The following is an 863-nucleotide window of genomic DNA, read 5'->3' on the forward strand; positions in this document are numbered from 1 at the left end:
CTTCCTGGAGATTCATCTTCTCAATATAGATTTGAAAATATTCCTAAAAGYCATGTTGTATATAAGATGTTTAGTCTAATTGAATATGAGGTTATAGAAATTATAAGATTTATGATAGAACATATGTAAACTATACATATCTCAAGCTTTATTTTAAAAGTAACAATATAAAATATGATACATAATATATAAAAACAGTATATTTGTATAGGGGGAGAATTTAAATGGATTGTTTTAAGATACAGGAAGATAAAGGCTTAGTTAGATATTTGAATGTACTACCTTCACAACAAGCGGTTGATATATATGTTGATAATAAACTTTTATATTCAGATGTAAAATATAAAGGTTTTACACCATATGTCTATATGGATAATAGGTCTTATAAAATTGATGTAAACGAAGCTGGAACACAAAATGTGTTAATAAGAACAACATTTGTTTTACCAGATGAAGATTTATTTACATTAGCAATTACAGGAAATAAAGGTCAAGAATCGTTAATAATTATAAATGAAGATATAGATCAAAAAACATCAAACACTCAAGCTATAGTTAGATTTGTAAATCTATCACCAGATTTACCTGTATCAGATATATTTAATAATAATACTCCTGCAGTAGATGATATAGACTATAGAGATCAAACACCATATCAATATGTAAATCCAGGACAATATACTATATCAGTAAAAGAAAATTTAACAGGAAAATCAATTAGTACAAGGAAACTATGAATTTAAATYAAATAGAATTTATACAATATATATAATTGGAAATCCTCCTAATGTAGAAATAATACAGTCAGTAGATGGAAATACCTAYGCTYGTATGTAATATAAATTGAAATAAAAAAATGTGAA

Annotated in this window: 1 protein-coding gene; it reads left to right on the plus strand. The window is 25.0% G+C overall.

The annotated features are described in order from the left end of the window. Positions 1-224 precede the first annotated feature (224 nt). A complete protein-coding gene (locus tag G3997_RS02745; protein WP_296647714.1) occupies positions 225-737 on the plus strand; it encodes a DUF4397 domain-containing protein in 513 nt (170 codons plus the stop codon). Positions 738-863 lie beyond the last annotated feature (126 nt).

Origin of the sequence: Romboutsia sp. 13368, from assembly GCF_018336475.1 — a bacterium.
GTDB lineage: Bacteria > Bacillota > Clostridia > Peptostreptococcales > Peptostreptococcaceae > Romboutsia.

Bases quoted from the DNA above. Each gene is read 5' to 3' on its own strand.
- G3997_RS02745 (WP_296647714.1), top strand. From the start codon at position 225: ATGGATTGTTTTAAGATACAGGAAGATAAAGGCTTAGTTAGATATTTG.